Origin of the sequence: Psychrobacter sp. TB20-MNA-CIBAN-0197 (assembly GCF_040309765.1) — a bacterium.
GTDB classification, from domain to species: domain Bacteria; phylum Pseudomonadota; class Gammaproteobacteria; order Pseudomonadales; family Moraxellaceae; genus Psychrobacter; species Psychrobacter submarinus.
In genome coordinates this window covers 1-230 of record NZ_JBEOPC010001500.1, presented here as the reverse complement: position 1 = coordinate 230, position 230 = coordinate 1, and the positions used below count along the sequence as shown (strand labels likewise).

General features: G+C 42.2%; 1 protein-coding gene. It reads left to right on the top strand.

Going from position 1 to position 230, the window contains the following annotated elements:
• Nucleotides 1-230 (top strand): hypothetical protein (locus AAEY83_RS18985; RefSeq protein WP_351061823.1); only part of this gene is annotated, 230 nt, incomplete at both ends.

The following is a 230-nucleotide window of genomic DNA, read 5'->3' as shown; positions in this document are numbered from 1 at the left end:
GCGGATACCAGTAAATCACTTTTTGCTTGCGCTGATATTATCTATCGCAAAAACGGCATACTGCCTAGTGATCATTCTGGCGGTGGTCAGATCATGGTCTTTATAATAGGCTCAATAATAGCTTTAGGTAATCTATTTCAGGCTAATCATTACCAATGCACCAAGCGAGCCATCTTACATCCTGACGTGCAAAAGCTTTTGACATGGAACGGTCAAAACAACCCGTATCC